Below are 25,123 nucleotides of genomic sequence, written 5' to 3'. Positions count from 1 at the left end.
AAGCTTGGTTTTCTACTAAGCCAGTAAGAAAATCACTTACTGACTAAGTAGAACGACGCGCCTGAGCTCATATCTGCCGACCTCTCGGCTTACATTGTGTTCTCAGACGACTCTGAGAATAACCCCAAAAACGCCAGGTAGCGGTGGTCTACAGCCGCTGTCTTGATAAAAACCGTTAGCGTCGGAGGAGGCCAGGGATGGCTCCAACCGTGAAAGCGGTGTAAGCTGGCGCTTTTTTTCAGCCAGCTTACAGCACGGGCGACTTTGGCGGCACATGGTTTTCATGGCTTCAAAGCGAGCGAGAAGACTGGTGGTCTGCCAGGCTGAAGCGTCCCCACAGCAGGCGGAATCCCTGGTAGCCGGAGTGCGCCCAATTTAACGGTGCGCATGCTGACCAATATCCGCATGCAGTTGCTTATCTTTTAATCTAATCTATCTCTTACAAATAGCGAGCCAGACGATTTGGCTACTATTTCAGGTCCTAATTTTCAACATCCTGAATAGACTCTATTCTAATCCAAGCGCTGGCCGCCGACAATGCTGATTCAGCCGCACCGACTAATCCTATTTTAGCAAAGAACCGCTAGAAAACGGTAAAAGACGCCTACAGGTCCCAAAATGTGCTATAGTGATTTCAATATTACACTTTTCAATTTTTGAAGGAGGACCTTTCATGTCACGCTTTACACATCAAGCTTGTACCTCATTTTTAGCCGGTAAAAATGCCACCATTGATGGCAGCACGATTATCGCGCGTAACGAAGATAATTTTGTTGCCATTTGGCCAAAACGGGCTGTGGTTCACCCTGCTAATGAACCGCGTGATCTGACCTTTATCTCCAAAAACAACCACTTCACCACGACGCTACCAGAGCACGCGGTCCATTACACCGCCATGCCCGATACCAATCCAGACGAAGGCCACTATGAAGAGAGCGGTATCAACGCCAATAACGTTGCTATGAGTGCGACTGAAAGTGCCTATACCAATAGTTTGGTTCTAGGCGTCGATCCTTTAGTTGCCAACGGTATCGCCGAAGATGCCATGCTCACCGTGGTTCTTCCCTACGTTGACTCCGCCCGTGCTGGGATTCAACGTCTAGGTGACCTGGTCACTACTGCTGGGGCTGCCGAAACGAACGGTGTCTTGTTTAGTGACGTCAACGAAGTCTGGTATATGGAAATCGTTAGTGGCCATCACTGGGTCGCTCAACGGATTCCCGATGACGCTTACGCCGTGGTCGCCAATCAACTCGCAATTGAGGACATCAACTTTGATGACCCAGAAAATTTCATGACGTCCGCTAATATTCAGCACTTCGTCCAGACCCATCGGTTAAATCCTGATGGTAACCGGTTCAACTCCCGCCATATTTTTGGCACGCACACGGCGGATGACGCGCATTACAATACCCCCCGCGTTTGGTACGGCCACAAATTGTTTACACCAAGCGCCTTTGAGGAACCAACTAGCATGGCGCTCCCGTTCATTCGCCACGCTGAGCAAAAAATCAGTGTTCCCCAAGTTGAGGCCTTTTTGGGCTCACACTATCAAGAAACTCCATTCGACCCCCTGGGCAACGGTACCGAACAAGAACGCCATCAATTTCGAGCAGTCGGTCTGTCGCGAACACAAAATTCGCACATTCTTCAACTCAGAAGAAACGTCGTCCCCGTGCTAGCCGGTATCATCTGGCAAGCACTCGGGAATCCTGCCTTCAGTCCCTACCTTCCTGTCTATGCCGCTGGTAACCAGATTGACGCGACCTTAGCAGCGGATAATCTGAACTACGATGGGCAAAATCCTTACTGGGCAGCTAAATTGCTCAACGTTTTGAGTGAAGATCACTACCGTCAAAATCGGAAATTGCGGGATAATTTCTTAACCACCATGCAGGCTTGGGGCATCCAGCGTCTGCTGAGTGGCGATGCCATCTCCGAGCCAAACGAAATGAGTCTGGGAGCCGTCAACGCCGAAAATGCCCAGGCATTTAGTACCGCCATTCAAGAACAAATTGGGAAACTCGTTCAAGCCAATTCAGACTTCTCAGCACTCTCATTTACCATGGATGACAATCTCTAGCCACCAAGTGACATCCCTGATGGTCGTATATTGGTATCGTTTTCAGAGCAACTGCGCTATAATGAAATTAGCAACTAGCCCTGAAAGGAATGATTATATGGATGAAGTTGTACTTTTCAACCCTGGTGATTCAATTGGTAACTTTCACGATTATCATGAAGCCGTTCAAACGGCGCAGATCTATCAAGAACGGCACGATCAATCCGGTCACGTGCTGGTCGTCAAAAGCGATCGTGGCGAGCCGTCATTCGATATTTTCTTAGCAGAACAGCAGCTGAGTGACAAGACGGAACCTTCTACCACCAAACGCTATACCGTCTCCAAAAAATTGTAATTAAATTAAAGCGCATCGCCGATCACTCTCGACGATGCGCTTTTTGATTGGCCTAAATTGGTCGCATTTGTGGTTAAGCTATTTTTGAAATAATGCCAACTGGTCCCGTAAGTAGTTACCGGTGACACTAGCTGGATTTTCACTGACTTCAACCGGGGTACCCGTCGCAACCAGATGTCCCCCGTTGATACCACCACCTGGACCCATGTCAATGACGTAGTCGGCATTGGCGATCAAGTCCAAATCATGCTCAATGGCAATGACCGTTGCCCCCTGTTGCAAGAGCTGGTCAAAAACCTTGACCAGTTGCTGAATGTCGAGGGGATGCAGCCCAACTGTGGGTTCATCGAAAATGAACAAGGTCCCCGTCTGCCGCTTGCCGATGCGTGATACCAGCTTCAAACGTTGGGCCTCACCACCTGACAGTGCCGGTGTGCTTTGCCCTAGCAAGAGGTAACCCAAGCCCATGTCGTGGAGCGTTTGCAAGGTTTGTTCAATCCCCGCTTCGTCTGTGAAGACTTTAAGCGCTTCGTCAACGGATAATGCCAGAATATCGGCGATGCTATAGCCTTGCCATTTAACCGCTAGCGTTGCTTGATTGTACCGTTTCCCCTGACATTGCGGACAAACTTCCGTGATGTCAGGCAAGTACTGGACATCGAGTGAAATCTGACCGGTTCCATTGCACATGGGGCAGGCACCCGCCTTCACATTATAGGAAAAACGACTATTCGTGTAGCCCAATCGTTGTGCTTCGGGAGTTGCCGCAAATAATTTTCGTAACCGATCCAAAATGTCCGTATATGTGGCAACCGTCGACCGCACGTTTTTCCCAACCGGAACGGAGTCGACCTTGACCACATGACGAACGCCGGCCCGGTCCAATTGCGTGACGTGTTGCGGTAGCGGTCGGTGGGCAACATCCGCTTCGATAGCCGGAATCAAACTATCCAAGACTAACGTTGTCTTGCCAGCCCCACTCATCCCCGTGACCGTTGTCAATCGGTTCTTCGGAAATTTAACCGCAACGTCCTCAATGTTGAAACGGTGCTGGACTTCGATGTCCAGGCTTCCTTTTTGCCAAAGAGCTTTAGGGGTTAACTGTTGCCGCTCACGTAATTCTGCAGTCCCCTTTAAAAAGGGAGCAATCAAGGAGTGTGGACTGGCCGTAATGGCAGCGACTGTTCCCTGGTCAACGACCGTGCCCCCATTCTTACCAGCTCCAGGACCAATTTCGATAACGTAATCAGCGGCGCTAATAATCCGCGTATCGTGATCAACGACCACCACCGAATTTCCTTGGGCAACTAAGCCGCGAAAGGCCTTGATCAGTCCGGTCACATTGGCTGGATGTAAGCCGACTGATGGTTCGTCCAAGACGTATAAAACGCCAGTCGTAGCACTTCGCAATGTTCGACCTAGCTGAATCCGTTGCAGTTCTCCAGTTGACAGTGTGGCTCCCGGCCGACTTAACGTCAGGTAGTCCAAGCCGAGGTCAACCATGGGCTGGAGACTCAACAGTAGCTCATCGATCAGGCTATGTCCCAGCTGTTGCATATTTGCTGGTAACCAGTCAACAACCGTGCCGGCGAATTCCCGCAACTCATTGATGGGCAGATCAGCAACTTCCGCGATGTTCTTTCCATTGAGATCTTGTTTGAGCAAATCGGGATTCAATCGCGTTCCGTGACAGGTCGGACAGGTATCAAACGTATAAAACTTATTAAGTTTCGCAATCGTCCGTTCATTTTTCGTGGTCGCCATGCTATCTTCCACTGCAGCAAAGGCGTTTTCATAAACGGCCTTATCCATGTGGAAGATCTTTCCCTTACTGCTAGGGATATCTAGGGAAACGAACTGCTTCTTGCCATGCAGAACGCGTTGCTTATCCGCGTCACTCAAGTCTTTGTAAGGCACATCGGTCGGAATCCCGATAGCATTAGCCACGGTTGGCATGAAGTTTCGGCCGGGCAGGTGCCAAGAAGCCACCGCACCCTCTGCCAGTGTCTGGTCCTCATTGCCAATGATCAGTGACGCATCGAGTTGTCGAACCTCACCAAGACCACCACAGGTTGGACAAGCACCATCTGAATTAAAGGCAAAGCTCTCTGCTCCCGGCGCCATAAAGGTCACGCCACAGGTCGGGCAAGTCACGTACCCATCATTTTCGGCAACGTCGAGGGTCGGTGGCACTTGATGACCATTGGGACAGACCGGCGATCCCAGACGAGAGAAGACCAGGCGCAGAATATTGAGACTCTCAGACATGGTCCCCACAGTCGAGCGAACCCCTGGCACCTGTGGCCGTTGACGCAAGGCTAAGGCCGATGGCAGGTACTCGACGGAATCCACGGCGGCCTTCCCCATTTGATTAATGCGCCGACGGGTGAAGGTCGATAGTGCATTCAAATACCGTCGCGCACCCTCAGCGTACAAGACACCCATGGCGAGAGAAGACTTCCCCGACCCACTTCGACCAGTAATCGCAACGAACTTATTCAGTGGAATATCCACGTCCAGGTCCTTTAAATTATTGACCTTAGCGCCGCGTACCTTAATTTCAGTTGGTAATTGTATCTTCGATTGATTTGGCATGAAAACTAATGACCCCTTTCACCCGATTTAAAACGTAGATGTTACTTTCTAGCTTAACATTTAATCTAAAAAAAGGCATTGCTGGTCCTCTGGAGACTGGGTATACTAGACGTACTAAGGGGGCACATAACATGATACGATGGCTACCTTTTATTCTAGTCAGCCTGCTTTGGGCCATCTTAATTTTCAAAGATTTACAACAGCATCACTACCGCCGTGTCTGGTGGTGGCTCGGGTGTTGGGGCCTCAACGCGCTCACCTGGACCCCCATTACGATCACGCTTGGCAATAGTGTTGGCGACATCTCGTCCTTCGAATGGGCGGGGGGCACCTGGGTACTGGTCCCCCTCCAGCGTGCCAGCATCGACCTGTCCTTTTGGGCCAACATCGCTATGACCGTGCCTCAGGGCATATTACTCCAGTTCAACTGGCCACAGGGTCGCTGGCGAAATTGGTTGCTAGCTGGTCTGGCAACGGGTTTAACGTTGGAAACGGGACAAGCACTTTTTAATGCCTGCGTGCATCTCGGTCGCTGGGTCGATATCAACGACGTCTTGACCAATTGTCTAGGGGTCATCATTGGGGCAGCCTGCATGTGGGAATTACAACGCCACTTTCGGTGGTTAAGTTAAAATGAGGAGGAAGTCACCATGTTCATGACCACTGGCGGTTTAAACCGCTCACACGCCATTCAGGGAATCTTAACGGCAACGGCACACACCATGCTCCGCTCGGAAAAGCCGGATGAATTTTCTTTATTTGACGGCCTATTCGATGAGGTCAAGCAGGACTTGATGAAGCAAGCACAGGCATCTGGAGCGGACGGACTAATTGATGTTCGCTTTAACACCGAGGTCGTTCGTATGAATGTCGCCCCAAAGTTTTTGATCGTTCACGGGTACGGCACCGCAATAAAATTTCCAAATCCAAAAAAATCTGAATAAAGGGGTTCCCATTTATACAGATTTAGTGTAATATATTATTTGTTGTTGAGTTGCCCCGATGGCGGAACTGGCAGACGCGCAGCGTTCAGGTCGCTGTTTGAGTGATCAAGTACAGGTTCGAATCCTGCTCGGGGCATCATAGCTAACTGAAATAGGAACTTCGCAATTGCGAGGTTCCTATTTTTTCGTATCCAGCACTAATCAAACGTTTAATCTCATTTTTCACGACTTTATATGAACAAAAATGACCACTATTTTTCACAATCACTAGTCGACATGCTCAACGTCAATTTCTCGCCGATTTCGGCCAATTTACGCACACTATTTAGAGAATGGTCAGTCTGTCGCGCTGCTGAGAAGCGGATCACGCTTGCCATGTTCTTGAGCTAGCCATCAAGCCTTTCGCATCAGTCAGCTCTGCGGCAAACATTCTCCCGCCGTTTGCTTTCGTTATGACTTGAAAGATCAACATTTTATCGCCTATGCCAGTTAAAAAGCTTTTCTTTTGGACGAGATTTGCTATACTTAATTTTAATTGTTCGCAATCAATCGACCTTTTTACTTATCGTCTGATATGTAACTGTGATAACCGTTTAAATGTACTGACATTGACAATTATCTTTGAGGCGCTACTTTCTCCGATAATCGTTTCACTTGGCCAAGGGATCTTTCAGCTGTAATCCTTGCCATTACAGCATTCATTCGTTATTTTAACGAGTTATCATCTCCAATTTTTGTCCTTATGGGGGGTAAATCCAAAAAATATTTTCAATCTCGCAAGGGCAACAAAACCCTTGCACTCCCTACACGGATTCAACTTAGTCAGCTAGCAAATTAGCGCACAAAAAACTTGTTTTATCAATAATCATTGAAGTTACCTATCGACATGCTATATAATTATTTTAATGTTACGTTAGCGTGCTGGTGTGTGTGAATTGCCGTTTTGCTTCGTAAAACGCCTAGCCTTAAGCAAAGCATCAGAGCAGTTTTACTTGCTATCAGCAATTTAATTGTATACAATACTCTGGAAAGTAAACGAAAGGAGGCCTATGTCATGCCCAAAGTTTCCCCTGTCTTGCTAGATGAACAACTTTGCTTCTCCATTTACTCTGCTAGCAAGAAATTTAATCATTTTTATCAAGGTGCGTTGGCGCCCTTTGGCCTAACCTATCCACAATACATTGCCATGTTGGTTCTATGGGAAGATGCGCCTTTAACGGTTCATCAGCTCGGTGACCGCCTTGAACTCGATAGCGGGACGTTGACCCCCCTGCTTAAACGATTAGAGAAACAAGGCTGGGTCACCCGGGTTCGTAGCCGAACCGACGAACGTCAGGTTCTCATTCACCTTACCGAGATGGCCACGGCCAAGCGTGACGAAGTTTACCAACGTATCGGCCAATGCCAGACTTTATTAGGCATGTCGAATAAAGAAATCGACACCATGATGACCGAACTCGTCACCGTTAAGGAACAACTCGATAACGTCAGTAATAACCGCTTAATTACAAAAAAGGTCGATGATCTCGACTAAGAATTCCGCCCAACTTCACCAATTCGTGTGGTTGAGCGTTTTTTTTGCGTTATTAGCTATATACTGGTTTTAATGGATATATTCACATGACTCGACAACTCACACATTTTTTCTGAGTATTTCCTTACGAAAGAAGGTTCTCTGATGTCACTTTTATCACAAGCTCGCGACTTACGCCAACAAGCCGCGGCCAATCATCACCCCGCGCCCGTGTTAGCCGTCGATCGGGAAGAAACACTCATCATTCCAACATCTGCCGGCGAAGTTAAGGTTTACGTTCACTGGCCCCTTATGCCCGCCCACCACCTTATCATTAACTTTCATGGTAGCGGGTTTATTTTTCCGATTAACGATTGGGACCGTCTCTTCTGTCAAACACTCAGCTACCGCACCCACGCTGCTGTTTTTGACGTAGATTACCCGTTGGCCCCAGAGCATCCATTTCCGCAACCCCTGGAGGCCAGCTACACTGTTATTGAAGAGATTCATCAACGTTACCCGCTCTTCGGGGCGCCCACGCTTATCGGCCACAGCGCCGGTGGCAACCTAATTATTGGCAGCCAGCTTCTCGCCCTGCACCGCCAAACAGACCTCGCCCAACGCTTGATTCTTGACTACCCGGTCCTCGACTTGGACACCTCGCCAGAAAAAAAGCCGTTCCCGGACGGCGCTGCTAACGTCATTTCACCGGAAACGGCTCACCTATTCAATCATTTTTACCGCCAAAATCAGGCACCAGGAAACGCACTGATCTCACCGATTTTCGCGAGCACCGATGATCTACGTGAATTTCCAGCCACCAGTATTCTAACGGCCGATCATGACACGTTGATGAACGAGGCCGAAACGTTTGGCCAACAACTCGTGGCTGCAGGTACCCAAGTCACCTGCCGTCGCTATCCCGACTCACTTCACGGCTTTACTGTAGATGAAACCGGCGCTTATGAACAGGCTATCAATGATATGACCCGCACTATTTTGGCCGATTGGCGGGCTTAATGTAGCATGGTAGTCAACATCGCCCCCATCGCAATGAGATTGTTAACACCATGTAGAATAATCGTACTTTGTAGTTTCCCCGTGCGTTTATAAACGTAAGCGAAGGTGCCCCCCATAATGGCATACAGTAGCCAACTGATCAGGTTATCGCTCATATGAACTAGCGAAAAAACGACGCCACTGGCAATGACTGGCACCCAGAACCATTTAGCTGGGAAACACCCATCGATGAGCAGTCCGCGAAATGTGAGTTCTTCCAAAAATGGTGATGCCAATACCGCCGTCAAGCTCAACATGATTAGGGTGAGCGTACTTCTGCCCATCAACTGCTGTAACGCATCATTGTTAGCCGTACTCGTTTCACCAAAAAAAATATTATTGGCTGATCCCAGAATGATTTCACTAACGATGATGAAGGCATAGCCTTTGACCATCAACCACCAATCATTGCGATTCAACCGTTGCCAGCCATGGTGTACCCGGTGATAGCCCCAGAAACCAACCGCAATGGCCACGACAAATCCTAGCAGATAGAATGCTGCCCACATCAACTGATGCCACAGCACCCCACCCTTAATATAGACGAGTGGAATCTGGACAACGGTTGTTAAAATCAACATTAACACGAACCAGACCCAACCGAACCAGGACCACTTGCTGGGGCCCTCAACCTTAAGTTTTTCTTGCATCCATGCATCTTCCTTTCGTTATGTAATGTTGCTTAACTAACCGATCGACCCCTGAAAAATGCCACAAAGTGTTACTTTATAAAAGTTAGTCCCAAGAGTTTTATAAAATATTTATTTTTTAATAGCATTTTTTATCATTATGCGGTACTATATGGTTGCGGGCAAGTTTGAACCAACGTTCAACCTGCGCGTGAGGCTTCTGTCCTCATTCAACAGACAGATTTCATTTTACTCCCCCAAAGTAGATGAAATTTTTACAACATAATCCCCCAATTATGTTGTAACCTTACTCTTTGGCCATTGCGACTTATCGTAATGGCTTTTTTGTTTGCCCTTTTTTGATTGGGGGCTTAAGGACTAAGCTACGGGGGCAACTGGAGTTCTGTTTAACACGCTGAAGCAGGTAGCATCCCTACCAAGCCATCGTGCAGCCAATTAGACGACTTTAATGATGCACATGCATCCCACTTAATCGTCATCATCGTCCGCAAATCCGGTCTTCGGCCACAATAACCAGAAAATGCCCAGGTTTAATCCGGTTGCGCTGGCAAATCCGGCAAAACCAACCAACCACTTGAGCCAACCAGTTAGTGCCATTGCTAACAATATCCACAGTGTGCCACCAATCAGAATTCCCGTCATAATCATCATTAAAATGAGTGCCACGCTCTTCATTCGCCTCACGCCTCCATTCCAGTTCATTGTTCAAATCTTACCACGTTTACCGTGCAATTTCGAAGTTAATCTTCCCAAGTGGTGCTTTCCTAATTGGAAACGATTACAATGAAGGTGTGAATCGAATTCTAATGAAGGAGTGATAAGCATGACCAGTGTTTTAGTAACTGCCCCCATCCCCCAATCTGCCTTGGACATCTTAACGCAGGCAGGTCTCGAAGTTGAAAGTTATTCCGGTAATGGATTGATCACCAAAGCGGAATTATTACGGCGAATCGTTGGTAAGGATTATCTCATCACACCCTTATCCACCCAAGTCGACCGGGACGTTATCGATGCAGATGCAGATTTAAAATTAATTGCCAATTACGGTGCCGGCTTCAATAATATCGATGCCGCTTATGCGCGGACTAAAGGAATCCCCGTCACGAACACACCGAAGGTCTCAACCACGTCGACTGCTGAAGTCACAACTGGCCTCATCATTACGTTGGCCCACCGGATGGTCGAAGGTGACCATCTTATGCGGACCAAGGGCTTTGCCGGTTGGTCACCCCTCTTCTTCCTGGGGCACGAACTTGCAGGCAAAACGTTAGGGATCATCGGTATGGGGCAAATTGGTCAGGCAGTTGCTAAACGAATGGCCGCCTTCGACATGAAGATCGTCTATACCCAACGTCATCCCCTCCCAGCTGCCACCGAAGCGAGCCTCAATGCCACGTACGCTACGTTAGCTGAAGTCATTGAAAAGAGTGATGTTCTAACGCTTCATTGCCCGTTAAATGAACAGACACACCATTTACTCGGGGCCACTGAATTCGCCGCAATGAAAGATTCAGCCTATCTGATCAACGCGGCACGGGGGCCCGTCATTGACGAAGCTGCCCTGCTAGATGCCCTTAAATCTGGCCAATTAGCCGGTGCTGCACTAGATGTTTACGAGGCAGAACCACACGTTGACGACGGCTTTAAGGCCTTAGACAACGTCATTTTGACCCCGCACGTCGGTAACGCGACCGTCGAGGCCAGAGATGCCATGGCCGCCATTGTGGCCAACAACGCCGTTAAGGTCGATCAAGGCGCTGACCCACTGTACATCGTCAATTAGCTTAATTCTTATTTCAAGGAGAGTGGGACAAAAGGCGGTTAGCCAATGAGCATGAACGATGCTTCGATAGACGAATAATCCCGGGCTTGGATTGTTTGTCTATCGGGGTTAAGCGGAGTTGACTGCCTTTGGTTCCACGTTTCAGCCATAGACGTTCGGAGCGCAAAAGGAGTCCGGGAGTTTTGTCCCGACTCCTTTTTTATCTCAAAAATTCTGCTGCAACGCACGTTAAAAGTAGCGATGTGCTTCCGGCGAAAAAGAATGATTATCATTTAACCGACTGGTGCCATCCAATTTATTCTAGCTGTTAGAGCATCGCCGCTAAAGTTAAACCTCTACGATAGATGGCAACAGGGTGCAAACCAAGTCAATCCCTGACCCGCCATGGTAAGCGGTTTCGCGCAAGCATATTCAGCTAACAATTGCAACCGATTGCAATTGCGTCATATAGGCATTGTGTGCTATTATGAATTCAGCAATTTAAAAGGGAAATAATTGCTAATTGGCTATTGTCCGCCTAAGATTGAAAGTGAAAGAATACGCTAAACCTTAGCAGAAAGGAAGCAAAAATTGAGTTTGAAAATCATTACACTTCACGTTTTAGACGATTCACTAGAGGTCAGTTATCACCCAGACGACCAGGCAACTCAACGTCAGTTCATCATTGCTTACAATTCTGAACAAACCATTGGGGAAAACCTGGAAAATTTACGGTTAAAGCTAGCCGGCTTAGATGTCGATGCAGCTGTGGTCGACAATGCCCTGAGCTATCCCTTTTCAGACACCATCGTTGGCATCAATCACCAGCGAATCGACATTGGCCTAGCAATCGCCAACATGCTCAACATCCCCGTTGTCAGCCAACAAGCCATTACCGACCACGGGTTAGCCAACGCCTTAGCTGCCAAACGCGACTACCTGGCTTGGCATCTTGATTACTACGGTCAGTACCAAGGTAAACGGAATTACGGTCAAGAAGCCATGTTGACAATTGGCAACGGTTTCTTTGGCCTGCGGGGCGCCTATACTGAGGCCCACGCTGATGCCGATAACTATCCTGGTCTCTATACGGCGGGGCTTTACGACCAACTGACCACGAACCTAAATGGCCGGCAAGTAACCAACGAAGACCTCGTCAATTTGCCTAATGCCCAGGCGCTCTCCTTTGGGGTCGACCATCAGAATCCATTTCAAATCAAGGCCGCAGACATTCAGGACATCTATCGCAGTCTGAATCTGCATACGGGAATGCTCACCACGACCATGCTGGTTCAACTCTCAACGGGTCACGCCCTCAAGATTCAGACCACCAAGCTGGCCAACTTCAAAGACTGGCACCGCTTAGCCATCCGCTATCAGATTACCCCACTTAACTTTTCGGGTAGCCTGCAGGTCTACTCAGCCATTGACGGTAGTGTTGTTAACGCCAACGTTGCCCGGTACAATGCCTTTGACCAACGCCACATCCGCGTCACCGGCACCAGCCAGCAGCCCGACAGCATCTTCCTCGAAGGTCAAACGCAGTCATCGGCGGTTAAATTTGCCATTGGCTCGCATTTAACTGGTCCAGGTCAAGCACTGCGGACACCAAATGTTAATCGCCCCAATGCTGAGCAACAGGTCCGACAGATGCGGTCTGTCGATGTCCAACCCAATCACACCTATACCTTTGAAAAGAACGTCGTGTTGTTCACCGACCGCGAAACAACTGGCGATCTCCTGTCAACTGCTACGCAAGAACTTAGTCAAGCCAGCTTCAAAGACACCGTTGACAGCAGCACTGCCTATTGGCAACACCGTTGGGCGGACGCCGACATTCAGATCAGTGGTGATATGACCTCGCAGAAACTGACACGGGTCAACCTCTACCACCTGTTTACAGCGACGCAAGCCATCGCTTCTGGCAAGATCGATGCCTCAGTCAACGCGCGTGGGTTAGACGGTGAAGCGTATCGAGGTCACGTCTTTTGGGACGAAATGTTCGACCTGCCAGTTTATGCGCTACACGACCCTAAGCTGGCTAGAGCGCTTCTCATGTATCGTTACCGCCGATTGCCAGCGGCTAAGAAGAATGCGCAAGACGCCGGTTATGCTGGTGCCATGTTCCCCTGGCAATCTGGTGCGGTTGGCGATGAACAATCACAAGTCACCCACCTCAATCCTTTAACCAACACCTGGGATCCTGACTACTCATCACTGCAGCGTCACGTCTCGTTGGCCATTGCCTACAATGTGATTATGTACTGCCGTATCACTGGCGATCACGACTTTATGGCCAAGTATGGGTTAGAAATGATTCAAGAAATTTCGAAGTTTTGGTTAAGCAAAACGCAGTTAGACACCACTGACCACCGCTATTCGATTGGCAAGGTCATGGGGCCCGATGAATTTCACGAAAACTATCCCAATGCAGATACACCGGGACTGACCAATAACGCCTATACCAACCTCATGGTCACCTGGGTCTTCAACCAGTTGGCTGAAATTCGTCAACAGCTGGATGCCGCAACGTTGAAGCGCGTGGACCACAAGACGGCGATCACGCCCCATACGCTACAACAATTCACCGATATCAGTCATCACCTTAAACTCGACATCAACGCCGACGACATCATCGGCCAATTTGAAGGCTACTTCAAGCTACCCCAACTCGACTTTCGGAAGTACCGGCAAAAATATGGCGATATTTCTCGAATGGACCGGATCTTGAAGGCTGAGGGTAAAACGCCCGATGCCTACCAGGTCGCCAAGCAAGCTGATGCCCTGATGGCCTTCTATAATTTTGATGCCCCCACAGTTATTGGACTATTAAAGCAACTGGGGTATCATTTCCCCCAAGCTGCTCTCCTGAAGAACCTGCAATTCTATCTTGATCGGACCACTCATGGCTCGACCCTCTCACGCATCGTCTATGCAGCGCTCACGGCGATGGCGGGCAACATGGATCAATCCTGGCAACTCTTCTCGCAAGCGCTTTTTTCCGACTATTATGACATTCAGGGCGGTACGACCGCAGAAGGGATCCACCTCGGCGTCATGGGTGCCGTTACCCTGATGTCCACCCGGTATTATGCCGGTGTTGACGCGTTAGCCCCTGAACTGACCGTCACGCCTCACTTGCCACAAGCTTGGCAAGCCATTCGTTTCAATCAGTTGCTGCGCGGCATCCGTTACACATTTGCCATCGACCATCACCAAGTCACCGTCACGGCCGACCACGCAGCTACCTTAAAAATTGGGCAACAACAGGTTACATTAAAACCACACGTTTCATCCACCATTACCTATTAAGGAGTGTTTTACATGACAAAGTTTGCTGATATTAAAGGATTCGTTTTTGACCTGGACGGCGTAATCACCGATACGTCCATTCTTCACGGGACAGCTTGGCACCAATTAGCTGACTCCCTCGGCGTTGCCTGGAGTGAAGAACTCGGCAATGGCTTAAAAGGCATTAGCCGCATGGACTCTCTGGAAATGATCTTAAAGGCCGGTGGTAAGGAAAATGACTACACCGAAGCCGAAAAGGAAAAATTGGCCGCCCAAAAGAACACGAACTACGTGGCCGAAGTCGATAAGATGACCCCTGCCAACATTTTACCCGGCATGAAAGACTTCTTGGACAGTCTACGGGCAAAGGGTTACCAGCTCTCATTGGCTTCCGCCTCAAAGAACGCCCCGCGGGTCTTAGGCAAGTTGCAACTAGCCGACTACTTCCCTAAGATCGTTGATCCAGCCAGCCTAAAAAAGGGTAAGCCGGATCCTGAGATCTACACCAAGGGTGCTGAATTGCTTAATTTACCACCAGAACAATGCATCGGGGTTGAAGATGCTGCTGCTGGGGTCGCTGCCATCAATGCAGCTGGTGAGGTCTCCTTGGGAATCGGCGATGCAACCGAACTAGGCGCTGCTGACATGGTCTTCGCCAACACCAGCTTGGTCACACTGGCTAACATCGAAAAAAAGTTGGGTTAAACGTTCAAGGCTAAGCCACTGTTGCCAGACTCAGTCCCATTGTTGCTAGCCTAGTCATAGCCGGTACTTGGGAATTTTCAATCTAGACGTTAACCAAAAAATCTCCCACAGTCATTTCTGACTGGGGAGATTTTTTAATGATTCTTTTATACAGTGGCGTCACTACGTAAGTCTTTTAAAGCATCATCGATTTGACCCAAGACGAGTTCCGTGTTGCCGGGAACGTCTAAGTCGTACTTTTGTAAGTCAATCTTGATCTTAGGACTAACATCGTAGTCAGCGAACCAGCCTTGGTAAGCCGTCCACATCTTCTTGTAATAAGATTCCAATTCTGGATTGTCATCGAATTGTTCGTAATCGCGACCACGTTTCTTGATACGGTGAAGAATCGTGTCAAAGTCAGCATCGGCATAAACCAATAAGTCGGGCGCCTTCTTTGGCAGTTCATCCAATTCATGCATCATATTGTCGAGGAGGTTTAAGTAGACCTCGAGTTCCGTGTCCGTAATGTTACCTTCGGCGTTGTTTTCGCGGGTGAAGAGCGCATCTTCGTAGATGGAACGGTCAAGAACGTTGTTGTCGTCGGCCAGAGCCCGTTTGATCATACTAAACCGCTTGTTCAAAAAGTAAATCTGCAGTAAGAAACCGTATTGTTTCGGGTCCCGGTAGTAAAGTGGCAACACCGGGTTGTCGCCAACCGGTTCAAAAAATGCTTGCGTACCCAGGTGTGACGCAATCTTTCCAGTTAAAGTCGTTTTACCGACTCCGATCATTCCAGCTGTAATTATCACCATGATAGCCCCTCTTTTATTAAAAATACAAGATATAGTGTACCATAAAATAGCCGACTACTACATCTGACTGACAAAATTTCTCCAAATTTCAGGAACTTTCAGTGTGCAACGCGACCTCATCCAATCCAAACGGGGACCAAACAGATTGTTGTATAATGAAACTGTAACCATAATAAATTAGGAGGCATTCTATGTATCACGCAATCGTTTTTTTTGATTTGGACGGAACGCTTTTTGACGATAATAAGAACGTTTTGCCAGCAAGTGTTGCAGCTATTCATGAAATGCAACAACATCATATTCTACCAGTTATTGCGACTGGAAGAAACATATTTGAGATTCAATCTGTCCTAGATGCTACAAAAATTGACGCGGTCGTCAGTGCTAACGGCAGTTATGTTCAATATCAAGGCAAACGACTGGCTGCGGCTAACATCCCCCACACGACGTTGAAAGCCATTACAGCGTTTGCCAATCAACAGGGTGACCCCGTTGGTTACTTCAATAATCAGGGGTTTCGTTTGAGCCAAGCCAATCAAGATACGCAGGATAATTTCAAGCTATTACGATTATCTGCAACTGTCGACCCCGACTGGTACTTGACTCATGACATTAATTTCCTAAATATCTTTAATCGCGATAAAGAGAAAATCTACCAACGTAAGTTCGCCGGTCAGCTAACCCTAGTGCGGAACAATCCTCGCGCGCTCGACACCATGGTCATGGGAATCACCAAGCAGACGGGGATTCGAACGCTGCTCAAGACGGCTGACCTGCAAAACGTGAAGACCTATGCATTTGGCGATGGCCTAAATGACCTCCAGATGTTCGATGAGGTCGACATCCCCATCGCCATGGGTAATGGCGTGTTCCAAGCGAAAAATAAGGCAGCCTACGTCACCACGACTAATATGACGGACGGCATCGTCAATGGCCTACGCCACTTTGGGTTGATTCACTAGCTTTTGGTAATCGTCGTGAACCGCTTAAATCATAGTCATCACCCTATTTGGTATATTTAGGTCGCCGTAAGCGCGTCAAACTTAACCACTAATTTACGCCACAAAAAAGTAGTTCAGGTCAATTCCTGAACTACTTTTTACGATCACAATTAATGTTCAGCCGTTTCGGATGGTAACAGAATAATCTGGCTATCCCCATCATCGTACGCTAAGACGGTGTCCGGCAATTCTGGCGTGTACGCAAACTGGGTATCGAACCCTGCCCGCAGATCCATTTGCTGGTCGTCTTCTTGAACGTACTCAAACGTCGTGGTCCCCTGATTCTCATGGAGCTTAAACGTCAGTAGGTTGTCTAACGGAAACAGGCCTTGGAGGTCGCGGTCAATAATCTGCCAAACGGCATCAATCATGTCGCCTGGCAAGGCCGCAACGGTACCATAACTGGCATACCGCGCATGATTACTCTCAAACATCTTCCTCGCCTCCACTTTTTGGTTATTTAATGATAATTATAACGTAATTCTACGAAAAACGGGAGTAATTACCCCTGATTATCGCTGACTCGCTGCATATCTTTGCGGTCCAAGAAGTTGACTAAGAACGAAATGACGATCAATAAGACGCCCGCAATGAAAATCAGATGCAAGCCTTGATACAAGATATCGTGGAGCGCTGGCAGCAAATTAGCCGGTAAACTCTTAGCCGTTTGCGGGTTGATCAATTTATTCATCATCCCCATCGTTGCTCCCGAGTGACTAGCAACCCCTTTGGCCATTTGAACGTTCATGATGATTCCCAAAATGGACACCATAATCGTCTGTCCCAGCGTCCGAGATAAGGTATTAAAGGAAGTCGCAACGCCAATTTCATCGGTCGCCACGTGACTCTGAACGGTAACGGTCGTGGTGGTAATGGTGATACCGAACCCGGTCCCACAGATGGCCGCAATGACGAAGAAACACCAGAATGGCGTAGTCGCAGGAATCAAGGCCATTGTTACGGCACCGATAATAATCAAGGTCAGGGCAATATTAACAATTTGATACGGCGAACGCCGCACCATCAGCCGGCCGGCAATAAAGGACCCAACGATCCACATCAATGAGCTGGGTGTAATGGCAAAACCGGCCTCAGAAGCGCGTAATCCTAGGAGTCCCTGCGTCCAAGTGGGCAAATAAACTTCAAACCCCATGATGAATCCACTAACCAATGCCGCAATTAAATTTTGAATCACAAATGTTCGATCCCGAAAAAGTGTCAACGGAATCAAGGGATCATCTGTCCGTTGCTCACGGCGCAGAAACAGCCAGAAGGCAATGACCGTCACGACCAGGCCAACAACGACCCACAATACGTTCAGGTCACCCTCACCGATGAGTTGGAACGTCAGCATCAGCGCCAATAAGCCAACGGACAGCCATAAGCAACCGGCCCAATCCATTTTAAAGGCTTTTCGCTGGGTGGACTCGTTTAAATTAAACCAAATGAGGGCCATCGTAATGATCCCGATGGGAATATTGATGAAAAAGATCCAGTGCCAGCTAAGTTGATCAACAATGAATCCCCCTAATAAGGGGGCCACCACTGCGGCGATTCCCCAGGCAGAGCCGTTCAGACCCATGACGCGTGCCCGTTTTTCAACCGGATAGATATCCGCTAAGATCGTAAAGGACACTGGCATAATGGCGCCCGCCCCAATTCCTTGCAGGGCCCGCCAAGCAATCAGCGTTTCCATGCTGTGTGACATCCCCGATAAGGTCGAACCAAGTACGAAGATAAAGAGACCCACTAAGAAAACGAGTTTACGGCCCACCGTGTCGGCTAGCTTGCCATAAATTGGTGTTGCCAGCGCGCTCGTTAGTAGAAAGATTGAGAAGACCCAGTTCATGAGGGCCACCCCGTGTAAATCCCCGACGATGGTTGGCATGGCGGTGGAGACAATGGTCCCCTCAATGGCAGACATGAAGGTTGCAACGAAAACGGCGCCCGTGACAATCCCCACGTTAGTTTGTTTATTTGACATAATATCCTCCTGCCGTTGGGCCCCGCCACACAACGAATTTAAGTAGCCAATTGCTGCTACTTCCCAATTTCTGATAAAACAGTAATGTCCTCATTATCACTGCTTCCCTCTTAAAAGGCAAGGGCTTAGCTTAAAAAATAAAAGGGTTGTGCCAGTCCCCAAGGACCACCACAACCTTTTTTAAACGAAAACGTCCTATTTAACAGCTGCCTTCAACGCCTCAACCTTGTCTAAATGTTCCCAAGGTAAGTCAATATCAGTCCGGCCGAAGTGACCGTATGCAGCGGTTTGCTTGTAAATTGGCCGCTTAAGATCTAACATTTTGATAATTCCTGCTGGCCGCAGATCAAAGAGGTCACGCACAGCAGCGTTCAACTTGCTCTCAGCCACCGTCCCGGTGCCAAAAGTGTTGATGTACACGGAAACGGGTTCAGCAACCCCAATGGCGTAGGCAATTTGCACTTCACACTTGGTTGCCAATTCAGCCGCCACAATGTTCTTGGCAATGTACCGTGCAGCGTAACTAGCTGAACGGTCCACCTTGGTGGCATCCTTACCTGAGAAGGCCCCACCACCATGATGAGCAGCTCCACCATACGTATCAACGATAATCTTCCGCCCAGTTAATCCGGCATCCCCTTGGGGACCCCCGATAACAAAACGGCCGGTTGGGTTAATGAAGTACTTCGTCTTGGCATCCAACAATTCTGCTGGAATGACCGGCTTGATCACTTGGTCAATAACGTCCTGCCGAATTTGGTCTAACGTCACGTCTGGATCATGCTGGGTACTCAGAACAACCGTATCAACACGAACTGGTCGTTCATTATCATCGTATTCCACCGTCACTTCAGCCTTGGCATCTGGCCGTAGGTAGTCAATAACGTTGGTCTTCCGTAAAGTGGCGATGCGCCGCATCAGGGCATGACTCAGCTCGATTGGTAGTGGCATCAATTCAGGCGTCTCGTTAACGGCATAACCGAACATCAACCCTTGATCACCGGCACCAATCTTGTCCAGTGGATCCTCATCACCTTCACGTGTCTCTAAGGAATCATCGACCCCTTGGGCAATATCTGGTGACTGTTCGTCGATTGCAACGAGGACGGCACAGTTGTCGCCGTCAAACCCGTATTGACCATCCGTGTAGCCGATTTCTTTAATGGTTTGACGAACCACTTTTTGAATATCGACGTAGGCTTTGGTTGAAATTTCACCAAAGACCAGAACGAGTCCAGTGGTTACAGAGGTTTCACAGGCAACCCGTGAATCTGGATCTTGTCGCAGCATCGCGTCTAAGATTGCGTCACTGATTTGATCGGCAATCTTATCGGGATGTCCCTCGGAAACGGATTCCGAAGTAAATAAATGTCTTTCTTGCAATGGATATTCCCCCTAGATAGTGTTGACGACGAGTTGACCGATAATCTCGCGCCAGTCGGTTACAAGGCAGCTTCACTAGATTCGTGAATCCTATCGGGAATTGACTCATAACTTAAGAATTCTAACACAATTTTACAAAACTATAAAGAAAGCTCCTCAGTATTTCTGAAAGAAACATTGACCAAGTGACAGATAATTATTAAGATTAAAGGCAACACACAATAAACAGTTGAAATGGAGCGATTCCATGACCACACTCATGGCCTTCTTTAAAAACCGCACGGTGCAACAGCTTTTCGTGTTCACCTTCTGCCAAAATATTCTCTGGTGGATTGCCGGTTCAACAGCATCCACTGGAACTCCACTGACCGGTGAAGTTAAATTTTATCTCATTATATACGGTATTTTCTTAGCCGCCGGTTATTTTTTAATTCTCGTACGTCATTTTCAATCACGAATTGGACCAATTTTGGTAGTGGCCGCGGGAACGATGGGCTTTCTAGCCGCACCTCAGGAACACTTGATTCAAGTCTTTGCACTTTTGATCTGTGTCTTCTTGGTGCTCGCGTGCATCCCCCAACTAGGCTTGCAGTCCGCCTATGGCTTAGTCGTCTTTAGTTTTTTGGCGGGGTGTGGCGTCCCGGTCATTCTATTTTTCCTACGAAATCACTACCTCGCCTTACAATTCTTACGACCACTCATTCCTTTAATGGCCAGTTACCTAGCCTTCTTTGAACCTTACTATCTGAGCAGTGAACGTGATTGGCGATTTACTTTAATTACCCCTGCGCTGTTCATCCTGTCTTTATTAACCTTGCCCTTGTCTTGGAAACTAATCGTGGTTGTCCTCCTCGTTGGTGCGCATTGGTGGCTCGTGCAACACTTGAACGACCACTATCGGTTAATCACATCCGGTTTCATTCAACTATTGGTGGGCTATTTGATCCTCTAAACTTGCCACTATCTTTTAAAGTTTCGCTAAGCTCCAGATGAAGTGACGTCACATTCCTAGTTTCCATGCTAAAATGAGGCATCATCTAATAATGGAGGAACCAACATGACGGAAATTAAAGTGATTGGTGACATCTTGAGCGGAAAATACCAACCTGTGTTGACAGGAAACGCTGTTGTCGACGCCGCCCTAATTAATCACTTTTGTCAAAACTTAGCAGTTGCGCTCAAGCTCCCAGCCGTGAACGTACAAGCCGAACATCACTGGGACTTAACCGTCGATTCTAAAAATATTTACGTGGTAGACGCCCAAATTCTACGTTTACGCCAGCCTCTAGGCAGTAACAGTAATGTTATTGCGGTTAGTCACACCGATATTCTCCGGGGCAACGTGCAGCCGACAATTCGTCAGCTGGTTCCCCTGCTCACTCAGTCTCTAACAAAGTAACCTGTCCAATCACGCCATGTGGTTGGGCTTTTTTATGTATTATCCCGACTTGCTGACGGGATATTCTTATCTTATTTATGTGAAGTCTTCAATTTTTAAAATGTAGCCCTTCAACCAGAGCGTGTGTTCCTTCAGTTGATGTTGTAGTAACATCAAACCGTCCACCCAAGGGACCTGCTTCCCGGCAACGTAGAACTGGCTCTTGATGCCAAAGAGATGCTCATGTTCAATCTCAAATGATCGGCGGATCTTAAACCCCAGCTTGCCATACGTGATTGTTTCCACAGCGGTTCCCATCTTGACTGTACACAGGCCTGCTTGGCTTAATTCTGCTTGCGAGTAATTGTATTTACTGTGAAATTGACGATCCCAGATTTCAAGTTGGTACGTGGTGTCAACTGAAAGCCGTAGAAAACTACCCACGCTATCAAAAAAATTACGGCGAAAATGGGCTAAATCGCTAATATCTTGGTAAAACAGACGTTTCTGCTGATAGTGGTCTAGTGGCACGTTCAAATTATTTTCGAGTGCTGCCGCGGCTAAGCCATAAGCCGTTCGTGAAAATAGATAGTGACTGATCAGTTCTTTTTGTTGCGCGTCAAATGGCTGTAACTCCTGATGAAAATCGGATGCTTGTTCTTCATTTTCTTCTTGACCCATCTCTTTTTCGGACATTTTAGATGTCCCCCTTCTATCGAAAGCTTTACGAGCAAGCGTCCGTATAACCACCATAACATGCGAGCAATCAAATTGATACTGCTAATTGTTTCATTTTAATTTAATCAATACCGTTTCTATTATTTATTTTTCGATATTATACAGCTATCCCACTTGTTACCTGCATAATTAGCCAAAACTGTTTCAATTATGCAGACAGTCTGTGAGTCACGTGGCAATATCAGCGAAAACGCCACAGAAATAAAATTGATAAAACTTGTACTACTTAGTCAGCAACGGTATATTGAGAGTAATCAATGGAGGAGGAATTTAACATGGCAACTATTTTAGTCACCACTACTGAACACATTCCCGGTCAAGAATATGAAGTGATTGGTGAGGTTTTCGGGTTAACCACGCAGTCTAAGAACGTACTACGCAATATCGGGGCTTCACTAAAGAACGTCGTTGGGGGCGAAATTCGCGATTACACCAAAATGCTCGATGAAGCCCGTAACATTGCTGTCGACCGTTTACGTCAAAATGCCATCGATTTGGGGGCAGATGCTGTCGTCATGATGCGTTTTGATTCCGGATCAATTGGAACTGATATGCAATCTGTAGCAGCTTATGGAACCGCTGTCAAATATAAGTAAATTAATGACAAATTCATCTGATTTGCCCCGTAATGTTCGTAACACATCTGTCATATAAATACGATAATTAAAGGATCACGCTGATTGTTTTCAATGCCAACACAATCAACGTGATCTTTTTTTGGTCTAAATTTCGTGGAATTTACATCGTTTTACGGAGTTAACAGTGTGGCCACAATCGCCAATGTGTAACGGTTTTTGCGGCCTATTAACTATAAGGGGCTATTTTATGTCCACATTAACAATTTTGTCCCCCAGAAACTGTCCACACTAGTAGATGTGACCAACCAACCAATTAGCAACTCGTTTTATACTAACCATAGTCAATAAGATAGCGAACAACTTAAATGTTGATCATTCGGAATTTAAGAAAGCAGGTATTTCAAAATGTTAGCAAAAATCACAAAATGGGCAGTCTTAATCATCGCCACTATGGCCATCGTCTTAGCGAGCTTTAGCACGACGATCCTAGCATCCGCTAGCAAGCCAACACCTTCATGGGGAAGCTGGAAAGACACGACCATCACTTACCAAACGAGCAACACATCTTCCTATTACAAGAGTGTTTGGAAAAACGCGGTTAAGCGTTGGAACAAGGTTGGCGTTGTCCAATTAAAAGCTGCTAAGAACGGCGAAAAGGCCGACATCACCTTGACCTCTTCCGCTTCCCTCAGCACCAAGGGCGGTAAGCTTGCTGGTTACACAAACTACTCTTACTTAAAGAAGAGCGATGACAATAACCAAATCGTTTCTGCCAAGTCCACCTTAAACCGTAGCCTCTTAACCAAGTACGGCTACACTAAGAGCCAACGGACTAACGTTGCTACTCACGAAATTGGCCACGCCTTAGGCTTAAGCCACTCCGCTGATGAATCCAGCGTTATGTACGCATCAGACCGGTACGCTTCCATCGACCATCAAGACAAAGTCGGTTTACAAGACGCTTACCAAGACTAAAGAATACTAACGAATACCTGCGAAACCTCGGCTTGCCCGGCTGGGGTTTTTAATTTACATTTTTTTGCAGACGCTGAGGTGGATGGGCATCATCGCCCACCGTAAACCTGTTCCGCTAACGGCACGCAACCAATTAAGCACCCAATCCGCCTATCTTCTCAACCAGAGTGCTAGAATAGCGACTTAACTGCGATACAGTTTCCATTAAAAGCGCGCAATGTCCGTGCCAAGAATAAACTGGCATATCTTTGCTACTCTGATATTTCCTACTGTACCAATTGGATACGGCGTCTTAGTCCCATTAACTAACCACAAGCTTTAGGCCTGTTTACTGCTTTCTAAGCGACTCTGGCGTTTCAACGTCCTCGTCTCTTGTTTTACAGTCAAACGCTCCTACGTGCATAATTAGCCTTACTCAACCCTGCACCATTTGCCAAGTTAACTATATGCTGTCTCTTTTAACTCTCGTTCAAGCTGTGCAGCTTTACTTTAGGCTCACTAGCTTTGATCTGACTTGGTATCCTCTTCTGTTAAAAGAAAGGCTACTTAACTTCACGCTTATCTACTGATGCGCTAGTACCAACGGCAGTCGAAAATCAGTCCCCTATTCGGCCATTACATTTTGGATACAGTCCCTATCAGGCCCACGAGGTCTCCTCAATGGCTTCGAACTGGAATTTAGAACCTAGTCACATTCCTGATGTGCTAATAACCGACTGGACGTGATCCAATCCCTCGCATTACCCACGCAAGCCCCCCTCTAACTGGCTGTTTTGAAGTTTGATCACCCCTACCTTAACCAGTTACTTAACTGCTTGCTAACAGAGATGAATTACGAGTGAAGGTCAATCATTGGTTCCAACATTCTTTCAAAGTAACATCCAATAACTGACCGTGTTGAGATATAGACAAAAGAGAAGATGGCGTCCTCGGTTTTTGAGGACACCATCTTCTTTCCATGTCTTAAGCGGCTACTGTATTTAGCTGAGCGTTATCTGAAGAATCATGCGTAAAGTTCCATGGTAAACAAGTTTCCAGCTCTGATTTCTTTGCGAGCGCTGCCACTTACTTTGGCCGACACAATTAGAGTCATCCAAATAGCTGTAGCTTCCGCTCTAACTTGGCTCGTACTGAACATCGAGTTCTTTCGGCCGATTACCATGCGCTTGATATTACGTTTGGCAGCGTTATTTCCGAGATAAAACTCGCCGTGATCAAGAATGCTGTTCAATGCCGCTCGTTGATTTGTAAGCACCCAATAACTGACCGTCTATGACTGGCGACAAATACACGATATGATTACCTCATCAAATAAATTGGTGAGGTTTTTATTATGGAAAAACAAGATATCGTTCA

The 25,123-nt window shown here is 47.5% G+C and carries 22 protein-coding genes, 1 tRNA gene, 1 pseudogene and 1 riboswitch; of the genes and pseudogenes, 15 read left to right on the top strand and 9 right to left on the bottom strand.

The genetic code is table 11. From position 1 onward, the window contains the following. Positions 1-673 precede the first annotated feature (673 nt). Both FAY32_RS13330 and FAY32_RS13325 read left to right on the top strand, forming a co-directional pair. The gene (locus FAY32_RS13330) at positions 674-2,083 is read left to right on the top strand and encodes a C69 family dipeptidase (protein WP_143463942.1); all 1,410 of its coding nucleotides are present in this window, start codon (positions 674-676) and stop codon (positions 2,081-2,083) included. A 97-nt stretch (positions 2,084-2,180) separates the two neighbouring features. After that, positions 2,181-2,417, top strand: a complete 237-nt coding sequence (locus tag FAY32_RS13325; protein ID WP_125685932.1) for a hypothetical protein — start codon at positions 2,181-2,183, stop codon at positions 2,415-2,417. Positions 2,418-2,495: 78 nt separating this feature from the next. Here the strand turns inward: FAY32_RS13325 and FAY32_RS13320 are convergent, their stop codons facing one another. After that, a complete protein-coding gene (locus tag FAY32_RS13320) occupies positions 2,496-5,012 on the bottom strand; it encodes an excinuclease ABC subunit UvrA (RefSeq protein WP_143463941.1) in 2,517 nt (838 codons plus the stop codon). A 131-nt stretch (positions 5,013-5,143) separates the two neighbouring features. Between FAY32_RS13320 and FAY32_RS13315 the strand changes: the two genes are divergently transcribed. The 5 genes from FAY32_RS13315 to FAY32_RS13295 all read left to right on the top strand — a co-directional run bounded on the left by FAY32_RS13315 (position 5,144) and on the right by FAY32_RS13295 (position 8,489). Then, positions 5,144-5,644 (top strand): VanZ family protein, encoded by a 501-nt coding sequence (locus FAY32_RS13315; protein ID WP_143463938.1) that lies wholly within the window; start codon positions 5,144-5,146, stop codon positions 5,642-5,644. Positions 5,645-5,662: 18 nt separating this feature from the next. Continuing rightward, complete coding sequence (locus tag FAY32_RS13310; RefSeq protein ID WP_143463937.1) at positions 5,663-5,956, top strand: heavy metal-binding domain-containing protein; 294 nt, start codon at positions 5,663-5,665, stop codon at positions 5,954-5,956. A gap of 52 nt (positions 5,957-6,008) precedes the next feature. Further along, positions 6,009-6,092, top strand: a tRNA-Leu gene (locus tag FAY32_RS13305). Positions 6,093-7,010: 918 nt separating this feature from the next. Next, the gene (locus tag FAY32_RS13300; protein ID WP_143463935.1) at positions 7,011-7,490 is read left to right on the top strand and encodes a MarR family winged helix-turn-helix transcriptional regulator; all 480 of its coding nucleotides are present in this window, start codon (positions 7,011-7,013) and stop codon (positions 7,488-7,490) included. A gap of 144 nt (positions 7,491-7,634) precedes the next feature. After that, entirely contained in the window at positions 7,635-8,489 is an 855-nt protein-coding gene (locus FAY32_RS13295) for an alpha/beta hydrolase fold domain-containing protein (protein ID WP_143463933.1), read from the top strand. On the opposite strand, the gene FAY32_RS13290 is transcribed toward FAY32_RS13295, so the two are convergent. Then, a complete protein-coding gene (locus FAY32_RS13290; RefSeq protein ID WP_143463932.1) occupies positions 8,486-9,178 on the bottom strand; it encodes a CPBP family intramembrane glutamic endopeptidase in 693 nt (230 codons plus the stop codon). The genes FAY32_RS13295 and FAY32_RS13290 overlap by 4 nt on opposite strands. A 468-nt stretch (positions 9,179-9,646) precedes the next feature. Then, entirely contained in the window at positions 9,647-9,853 is a 207-nt protein-coding gene (locus FAY32_RS13285) for a hypothetical protein (protein WP_143463930.1), read from the bottom strand. A gap of 148 nt (positions 9,854-10,001) precedes the next feature. On the opposite strand from FAY32_RS13285, the gene FAY32_RS13280 reads away from it, so the two are divergent. From FAY32_RS13280 to pgmB, 3 genes are all read left to right on the top strand, one after another. Continuing rightward, on the top strand, positions 10,002-10,961 hold the full coding sequence (locus tag FAY32_RS13280; protein WP_143463928.1) for a 2-hydroxyacid dehydrogenase family protein: 960 nt from the start codon (positions 10,002-10,004) through the stop codon (positions 10,959-10,961). Between the two features lie 576 nt (positions 10,962-11,537). Next, positions 11,538-14,252, top strand: coding sequence for a glycoside hydrolase family 65 protein (locus tag FAY32_RS13275; RefSeq protein WP_143463992.1), 2,715 nt, complete (start codon positions 11,538-11,540; stop codon positions 14,250-14,252). A 12-nt stretch (positions 14,253-14,264) separates the two neighbouring features. Then, on the top strand, positions 14,265-14,936 hold the full coding sequence (gene pgmB, locus FAY32_RS13270; protein ID WP_143463926.1) for a beta-phosphoglucomutase: 672 nt from the start codon (positions 14,265-14,267) through the stop codon (positions 14,934-14,936). 146 nt (positions 14,937-15,082) lie between these two features. Here pgmB and FAY32_RS13265 read toward each other — a convergent pair whose 3' ends face one another. Further along, positions 15,083-15,730, bottom strand: coding sequence for a deoxynucleoside kinase (locus tag FAY32_RS13265; RefSeq protein WP_143463924.1), 648 nt, complete (start codon positions 15,728-15,730; stop codon positions 15,083-15,085). A gap of 191 nt (positions 15,731-15,921) precedes the next feature. Here FAY32_RS13265 and FAY32_RS13260 point away from each other — a divergent pair, with 191 nt between their 5' ends. Then, the gene (locus FAY32_RS13260) at positions 15,922-16,692 is read left to right on the top strand and encodes a Cof-type HAD-IIB family hydrolase (RefSeq protein WP_143463922.1); all 771 of its coding nucleotides are present in this window, start codon (positions 15,922-15,924) and stop codon (positions 16,690-16,692) included. A gap of 149 nt (positions 16,693-16,841) precedes the next feature. Here FAY32_RS13260 and FAY32_RS13255 read toward each other — a convergent pair whose 3' ends face one another. The 3 genes from FAY32_RS13255 to metK all read right to left on the bottom strand — a co-directional run bounded on the left by FAY32_RS13255 (position 16,842) and on the right by metK (position 20,098). After that, complete coding sequence (locus FAY32_RS13255; RefSeq protein ID WP_048735747.1) at positions 16,842-17,165, bottom strand: DUF960 domain-containing protein; 324 nt, start codon at positions 17,163-17,165, stop codon at positions 16,842-16,844. 68 nt (positions 17,166-17,233) lie between these two features. Next, positions 17,234-18,715: an MDR family MFS transporter gene (locus FAY32_RS13250; RefSeq protein ID WP_143463921.1), complete on the bottom strand. Its 1,482-nt coding sequence runs from the start codon at positions 18,713-18,715 to the stop codon at positions 17,234-17,236. Positions 18,716-18,910: 195 nt separating this feature from the next. After that, entirely contained in the window at positions 18,911-20,098 is a 1,188-nt protein-coding gene (gene metK, locus FAY32_RS13245) for a methionine adenosyltransferase (RefSeq protein ID WP_143463919.1), read from the bottom strand. Next, a riboswitch (SMK box riboswitch) is annotated at positions 20,096-20,214 on the bottom strand. It overlaps the preceding gene by 3 nt. A 131-nt stretch (positions 20,215-20,345) precedes the next feature. On the opposite strand from metK, the gene FAY32_RS13240 reads away from it, so the two are divergent. Continuing rightward, positions 20,346-21,050, top strand: a complete 705-nt coding sequence (locus tag FAY32_RS13240; protein ID WP_143463917.1) for a hypothetical protein — start codon at positions 20,346-20,348, stop codon at positions 21,048-21,050. Positions 21,051-21,155: 105 nt separating this feature from the next. Beyond that, positions 21,156-21,497 (top strand): hypothetical protein, encoded by a 342-nt coding sequence (locus FAY32_RS13235; protein WP_143463915.1) that lies wholly within the window; start codon positions 21,156-21,158, stop codon positions 21,495-21,497. Positions 21,498-21,572: 75 nt separating this feature from the next. On the opposite strand, the gene FAY32_RS13230 is transcribed toward FAY32_RS13235, so the two are convergent. Continuing rightward, positions 21,573-22,172: a hypothetical protein gene (locus tag FAY32_RS13230; RefSeq protein ID WP_191988197.1), complete on the bottom strand. Its 600-nt coding sequence runs from the start codon at positions 22,170-22,172 to the stop codon at positions 21,573-21,575. Between the two features lie 317 nt (positions 22,173-22,489). Between FAY32_RS13230 and FAY32_RS13225 the strand changes: the two genes are divergently transcribed. Together FAY32_RS13225 and FAY32_RS13220 are read left to right on the top strand one after the other, a co-directional pair. After that, positions 22,490-22,810 (top strand): heavy metal-binding domain-containing protein, encoded by a 321-nt coding sequence (locus FAY32_RS13225; RefSeq protein ID WP_143463914.1) that lies wholly within the window; start codon positions 22,490-22,492, stop codon positions 22,808-22,810. A 387-nt stretch (positions 22,811-23,197) separates the two neighbouring features. Then, the gene (locus FAY32_RS13220) at positions 23,198-23,767 is read left to right on the top strand and encodes a matrixin family metalloprotease (RefSeq protein WP_143463912.1); all 570 of its coding nucleotides are present in this window, start codon (positions 23,198-23,200) and stop codon (positions 23,765-23,767) included. Between the two features lie 1,098 nt (positions 23,768-24,865). Here the strand turns inward: FAY32_RS13220 and FAY32_RS15085 are convergent. Next, a pseudogene (locus tag FAY32_RS15085) lies at positions 24,866-24,959 on the bottom strand (hypothetical protein); the annotation flags it as partial. Between the last annotated feature and the right edge of the window lie 164 nt (positions 24,960-25,123).

The organism is Levilactobacillus enshiensis (genome assembly GCF_007115095.1).
Taxonomy (GTDB): Bacteria; Bacillota; Bacilli; order Lactobacillales; family Lactobacillaceae; genus Levilactobacillus; species Levilactobacillus enshiensis.
Note: the sequence above shows the minus strand (reverse complement) of the source record. Positions and strands in the feature narration are given on the sequence as shown.